Raw genomic sequence first — 5,985 nt, forward strand, 5'->3', positions numbered from 1 at the left:
CCAACGTCATGCCGTCGACGATCGACCCGGCGTTCAACCTGACGATCGAGAACGCTTCGAGCACGGACTACACGCTCACGATCATGACGTGGGCCGCGGTCATCTTCCTGCCGCTGGTGCTGCTGTACCAGGGCTGGACCTACTGGGTGTTCCGCAAGCGGATCACCCGCTCCGAGATCGAGAAGGCTGCCACAGCAGTCCACTGAACCCGGCCGCCCCGGTCCCACGCCGCGCGATTCGCGCGCCGGACCGGGGCGGACCGTTGTCATCGGCACGCCGCCCGGGCGCGGCATGCGTGGGAGGATCGATACATGGCTTCGCAGGACGCGGACGCACCACCGCGCGTCGGCGGCCGCCCCCTCGACCCCCGGCTGCTGAAGTACACGCGCGCGTCGCGATCGTTCTTCGCGGCGATCGCGGCGATCGGACTCGCGCAGACCCTCGTCATCGTCGCCTTCGCGTGGCTGCTCACCCGCGCGATCGTCGGGGCGATCGAGGGGATGCCATGGGGCGAGCTCTCCGGCATCCTCACCTCGCTCGCGGGGGTCATCGTCCTGCGCGCCGCGCTGCTGTGGGTGCGTGAGACGGTCGCCGCCCGCGCCTCGGCGCGCGTGCAGGCGCAGCTGCGCGCGAACCTCGTCGAGGCGGTCGGCGAACTCGGCCCCGGCTGGCTCGCCCGCCACAACTCGGCTCACCTCGCCCTGACCGCCGGGCGCGGCCTCGACGCCCTCGACGCCTACTTCGCCCGCTACCTTCCGCAGCTGGCGCAGACGGCCATCGCGACGCCGCTCATCATCGCCGTGATGTGGTGGATGGACTGGATCTCCGGCCTCACGGTGGTGCTGACCATTCCGCTCATCCCCTTCTTCATGATCCTCATCGGCCTGGCCACCCGCGCGGTGCAGGACAAGCAGTGGCAGACCCTGCGGCAGCTGGCCGCCCGCTTCGCCGACACAGTGCGGGGGCTGTCGACGCTCACCGTGTTCGGCCGGCAGCACCGCGCCGTGGCGTCGATCCAGCGCATCACCGAGCGCTACCGCGACCAGACCATGCGGGTGCTGCGCGTGTCGTTCCTCTCCGGGTTCGCCCTGGAGCTGCTGGCCAGCCTGTCGGTGGCGATCATCGCGGTGTCCATCGGGTTCCGCCTGCTCGAGGGCGAACTGGCGCTGCTCGTGGGCCTCTTCGTGCTGCTGCTCGCGCCGGAGGCATACCTGCCGCTGCGCCAGGTGGGCGTGCAGTTCCACGCCGCCGCCGAGGGTGTTTCCGCCACCGACGACGTCTTCGCGGTGCTCGATGAGGCTGCCGCCCGCCGCGCTGACCGGCCGGGGGCCGCGGGCCCGACGGGAGCCGAACCCGCTGCAGAGGCCGACGGTGCGGCATCCGGTCCACTCGTGCTGCGCGACCTGCGCGTGCGCTACGGCGACCGCTCGCTTGCACCCGTGGATCTGCGGGCGGATGCCGGCGAGCTCGTGCTGCTGGAAGGACCGAGCGGCGCCGGAAAATCCAGCGTCTTCGCGGCGCTCCGCGGCGCGGCCGAATTCGACGGCGAGGCGACGCTCGGCGGTGTCGCCCTCACCGGCCTGCGTCCTGACCGCTGGATGGCGTGGGCGGGCCAGCACCCCGGCCTCATCTCGGGGACGGTCGCCGACAACGTCGCACTGGGCGCCCCCTCCCCCGACCCCGCGACGGTGGCGCGGGCACTCACGCTGGCCGGCGCCGTCGACATCGATCCGGCGCGGGAGCTCGGCGTACAGGGAGCGGGACTGTCGGGTGGGCAGGCGCAGCGGGTCGCCGTGGCGCGCGCGATCCACCGGTACCTCTCCGGTGCGGCATCCGTGCTCGCCCTCGACGAGCCGAGCGCGGCCCTGGACGCGCAGACCGAGGATGTGCTGTGGCAGAACCTGCGAGGGCTCGCCGATGCCGGGGCCACCGTGCTGCTGATCTCGCACCGCACCACCGCCCGGGCCTACGCCGACCGCGTCGTGCGCCTGCAGACGGCGGAGGTGCCGGCATGACCACGACGACGACCGCGACCCCGCCCGCCGCTCCCGTCACCGCCGCAGACGTGCTGCGTGGCGCGATGCCGCCCGCCCGCCGCTTCTGGCGCGCGGCCGCATCGGGATTCGCCACCGAGGCGTCGGCGGTGGCCCTCCTCGCCGTCAGCGCCTGGCTCATCGTCCGCGCCAGCGAGCAGCCCGCAGTGATGTACCTCACCGCCGCTGTCGTGGGGGTGCGCGCCTTCGCGCTCTCGCGCGCGGCCTTCCGCTACCTGGAACGGCTCACTTCGCACGACGCGGCGCTGCGCCAGCTCGCCACCACCCGCACCGCGCTGGTGCGTCGCCTCATCCCCCTCGCCCCCGATGGGCTCACCCGCACGCGGCGCGGCTCGGTGCTGGGAGCGCTCGTCGACGACGTCGACGAGTTGCAGAACCTGCCGCTGCGCGTGGTGGAGCCACTCGTCGCCTCGGCTGTCGTGGCCCTCTCGGCCGTCGTCTTCGTGGCATTCGTGTCCTGGCCCGCCGCCCTCACCCTGCTGGCCTGCCTCATCGTGGCCGCACTGGTCGCGACGCTCTGGGGATGGGCCGCGGGCGGGCGCGCCGAACGCGCCATCGCCCCGTTGCGCGCCCGGCTGGCCGACGCCGTGACCGACCACCTGGGAAGCCTCGACGTGCTGCTGGCCTACGGCGCCGAGGCCGAGAGCCGCGCCCGCATCGCCGAGGCCGACGCGGCCGTCCGCGGCGCGGTGGTCCGCCGCGCCGGCGCCCAGGCGGCGACGACCGCCATCGTCTCGCTGCTCGCGGGGGCGGCGTCGCTCCTGGCGGTCGCCGTGACGGCTCCGGATGCCGCCGCCCTCGGCGGCCCCGCGCTGGCGGTGGCAGTGCTCGTGCCGATGGCCGTGTTCGAGGTGTTCGGCGCCGTGCCGCTGGCCGCAGCTGCCTGGCGGCAGGTGCACGCCTCGGCGGAGCGCATCGCCGAATCCGTGCCCGCCGACATTCCCGCCGGACTCGTCCGCGATGCGCCGCCCGCGACCGGCGAGGCGCCCGCCCTCGGCGAGGGGCTGCGGCTGCGCGACGTCTCGGCCACGTGGCCGGACGCGGCGACGCCGTCCCTCAGCGGCGTCGACCTCGACGTGCGCCCGGGCGAGCGCGTCCTGGTCGTCGGATCCAGCGGCGCCGGCAAGACGACCCTTGCCCACGTGCTCGTGCGCTTCCTCGATTGCACCGGCACCTACGACATCGGGGGCCGCTCGGTGCGCGATCTGTCGCCGGACGACGTGCGCCTGACCGTTGGCCTGTGCGAGCAGCAGCCGATGCTCTTCGACGAGGACATCCGGCAGAACCTGCTCTTCGCCCGCGACACCGCGACCGACGATGAGCTGACCGCAGTGCTCTCCCGCGTGGGCCTCGGCCCGTGGTTGGCAGAGCGCGGCGGCCTCGACGCCCGCGTCGGCGAGCGCGGCGCGCTCGTCTCCGGGGGCCAGGCACAGCGCATCGCACTGGCGCGCGCCCTGCTTCACGGCTTCCCGGTGCTCGTGCTCGACGAACCCACCGCGGGCGTGGACCCCGCGGCATCCGACGCGCTCCTCACCGACCTGCTGCAGGCGGTTTCTCCCGACCAGGCCGTGGTGCTCATCTCGCACGTGGAGGTGCCCGAAGGGCTCGTCGACCGCACGGTGCGGCTCGACGCGGGCCGGGCGTGGTGACGGGGCCTCAGCCGGACAGCACGACCGACAGCGCGATGCCGGCGGCGACCGCGATCAGCGTGACGACCGTGTACCCGATTGCGATGCCCGCGCGCGCGTAGCCACGCCCGGCCTCGCCGGTGCGGCCGATCTCTCGCAGCGCCAGGTGGGCGAACACAATGCCCAGCGGCGCCAGCACGAAGGCGAACACGAACCCGAGCAGCGCCTTGCCGTTGACCGCGCCCGTTGGCTGATCGCCGCCCACGGCCGGGGATGCCGTGGCAGGACCCGCCGCGGCGTCCGCCGCCGATGCGGGCTCATCGTGCGATGAGGACATCGCAGATGGGGAAGCGAGGGCGATGGAGGCAGGGAGCGCGGGGGCCGCCCGCGGTGTGACGTCGGCCCACCAGGGCGACGCGGCCGGGTCGGCGACGGCCGCGACGGGCGCGAAGGACTCGGCCGGGGCGCCGGGCGTCCACCGGACGCGTTCGGAGGCGCGATCCACGCGCACCCCCACCGGCCGCTCTGCGCCCTGCGTGAGTGCGGCACCCGCGGCCACCGCCGCGCGCCACGCGTCGGCGTCGCCCGAGAAGGCCAGCGGATGCGCGCCGGACTCGCGGCGTCCCGCCGCAAGAACGTCGGTGGTCCCGGCACTGGTCGAATCGCGCCCGCCCGGCGTCGTGCGCCGCCCCACGGCGACGACCCCGGCCCATTCGATGAGGGCCGGATAGGCCCGGGGATGTCGGGCTATCTGCTCGGCGTAGTGCGGAAAGGCACCCGCGATCGACGCGAGGTCGTGAGGCGAGGTCTCGGCGTGGTGCAGTGCCGCCCAGGCATCCGCGGAGTTCCACTCTTCAGTGGGGCGCACAGTGGCGGCGGTCATCGCGTTCCTCCTGGCATCCAGTGCATCATCGTCGAGCCGGGGGGCGCGATGGGGACTTCTCCCCATCGCCGGCATCGCCTCGATCGTCAGAGGTCGCGGCTGAACGCCTGCACTCCCTCGTGCGACGGCATGCGGGTGAACCCGAGGCGGTCGTAGAACGCCAGCGCCCCGGCGTTTTCGGCGGAGGCGACCAGATGCAGCCCGCGTACTCCCTCGGCCTGCAGCGCCGCGACGACCGTGTCGATCAATCGGCGCCCCCACCCCTGCCCCTGCACCTCGGGGAGCAGATCGATGTGCAGGTGGGCGGGGTGGGTGTCGCCATACGGCTCCGCCCCCGCCCGACGGCCATAGGCGTAGAGGAGCGTGCCATCCTGCCGGGTCAGCTCGGTCTGGGGCCGCGGCCACCGCTCGGCGAACTGCGGCCACCACTCGGTGGCGAACCAGTCCTCGAACCGGCGGGTGTCAGGGGTCGCGACGGCGTATCCGACGACGCGTCCGTCGTCGGTCTCGACGACGAAGGCGAACTCCGGATGCCGCGCGACGTACGGCAGCACGAACACCTCGGCCCAGAGGTCGTCGTCGGCGAAGACGCCGGTGGCATCCGCGCCGGCATCCGCCGTGCGCAGGCAGATCTCGGCGAGCGCAGCCTCGTCGCCGCGGCGGTAGGGGCGGATCGTGGTCACGGGATCATCCTGGCACGGCGTGGATTCGACGATGGGCGCCACACGCGCGCCGACGCGTGCGAGGATCACACCCATGGCTCGCCGCCGAGCCGCCGAGGAGGTCACGTCGTGAGCGATCGCATCCTTCCGACCGACGCTGCGAACGAGTGGGCGAAAGCTCTCTGCGAGCGCTTCGACCTCGTCGCCGACGACATACCCGTCGCGCTGCTGCTCGACCTCGCCGACGACACGACCGCCGCGGCCTCGGCTCAGGCCGCGCCGCTCAGCGCCTTCGTGGCGGGCTTGGTGGCCGGACGGGCGGGCGGCACACCCGCGGACACGCGGGGGGCGGTCGAGGCGATCACGGCGTTCGCCGAGGCGTGCGCCCATCGCACGGCGTCCTGACCGGGCGGGTCCGCCGGCCCCGGCGCCAGGCGATCGCCCGGGGCGCCAAGGCCGTCAGAGGGCGCCCGCAACCTGTCCCCGCCCCGCTGACTCGGCCTCGGCAGTGGCCGTGATGCGGTTGGCCATGCCCCGGAAGACGAAGCCGTGGAAGGGCAGCACCGCGAGCCAGTACAGCCGTCCCGCCAGCCCCCGCGGAAAGAACACTGCGCGCTGGTCGTAGCGCGAACCGCCATCGGCCTCGGTCGCCCGCAGCTCGAGCCACGCCCTTCCCGGCACCTTCATCTCGGCGCGAAGGCGCAGCATGCTGCCCTCCTCGACCGTCTCCACCCGCCAGAAGTCGATGACGTCGCCCG

At 73.8% G+C, this 5,985-nt stretch carries 7 protein-coding genes; 4 read left to right on the forward strand and 3 right to left on the reverse strand.

The genetic code is table 11. The features are described from left to right. The 3 genes from NQ160_RS16795 to cydC all read left to right on the forward strand — a co-directional run. Positions 1 to 206: cytochrome d ubiquinol oxidase subunit II (locus NQ160_RS16795; RefSeq protein ID WP_257516306.1), on the forward strand; the 206-nt coding region annotated here is incomplete at its 5' end. A 105-nt stretch (positions 207 to 311) separates the two neighbouring features. Then, complete coding sequence (gene cydD, locus NQ160_RS16800; RefSeq protein WP_257516307.1) at positions 312 to 2,015, forward strand: thiol reductant ABC exporter subunit CydD; 1,704 nt, start codon at positions 312 to 314, stop codon at positions 2,013 to 2,015. Beyond that, positions 2,012 to 3,703, forward strand: coding sequence for a thiol reductant ABC exporter subunit CydC (gene cydC / locus NQ160_RS16805; RefSeq protein ID WP_257516308.1), 1,692 nt, complete (start codon positions 2,012 to 2,014; stop codon positions 3,701 to 3,703). Before cydD ends, cydC begins: the two co-directional genes overlap by 4 nt. A gap of 7 nt (positions 3,704 to 3,710) precedes the next feature. Here the strand turns inward: cydC and NQ160_RS16810 are convergent, their stop codons facing one another. After that, positions 3,711 to 4,565, reverse strand: coding sequence for a DUF4190 domain-containing protein (locus tag NQ160_RS16810; RefSeq protein WP_257516309.1), 855 nt, complete (start codon positions 4,563 to 4,565; stop codon positions 3,711 to 3,713). Positions 4,566 to 4,651: 86 nt separating this feature from the next. Beyond that, positions 4,652 to 5,248 (reverse strand): GNAT family N-acetyltransferase, encoded by a 597-nt coding sequence (locus NQ160_RS16815; RefSeq protein WP_257516310.1) that lies wholly within the window; start codon positions 5,246 to 5,248, stop codon positions 4,652 to 4,654. Positions 5,249 to 5,356: 108 nt separating this feature from the next. Between NQ160_RS16815 and NQ160_RS24910 the strand changes: the two genes are divergently transcribed. Further along, positions 5,357 to 5,632, forward strand: coding sequence for a DUF6457 domain-containing protein (locus NQ160_RS24910; RefSeq protein WP_257516311.1), 276 nt, complete (start codon positions 5,357 to 5,359; stop codon positions 5,630 to 5,632). Between the two features lie 54 nt (positions 5,633 to 5,686). Here NQ160_RS24910 and NQ160_RS16825 read toward each other — a convergent pair. Further along, positions 5,687 to 5,985, reverse strand: a 299-nt coding sequence (locus NQ160_RS16825; protein WP_257516312.1) for a DUF2867 domain-containing protein, incomplete at its 5' end; no start/stop codon positions are given.

Source organism: Microbacterium sp. zg.Y909 (assembly GCF_024626565.1).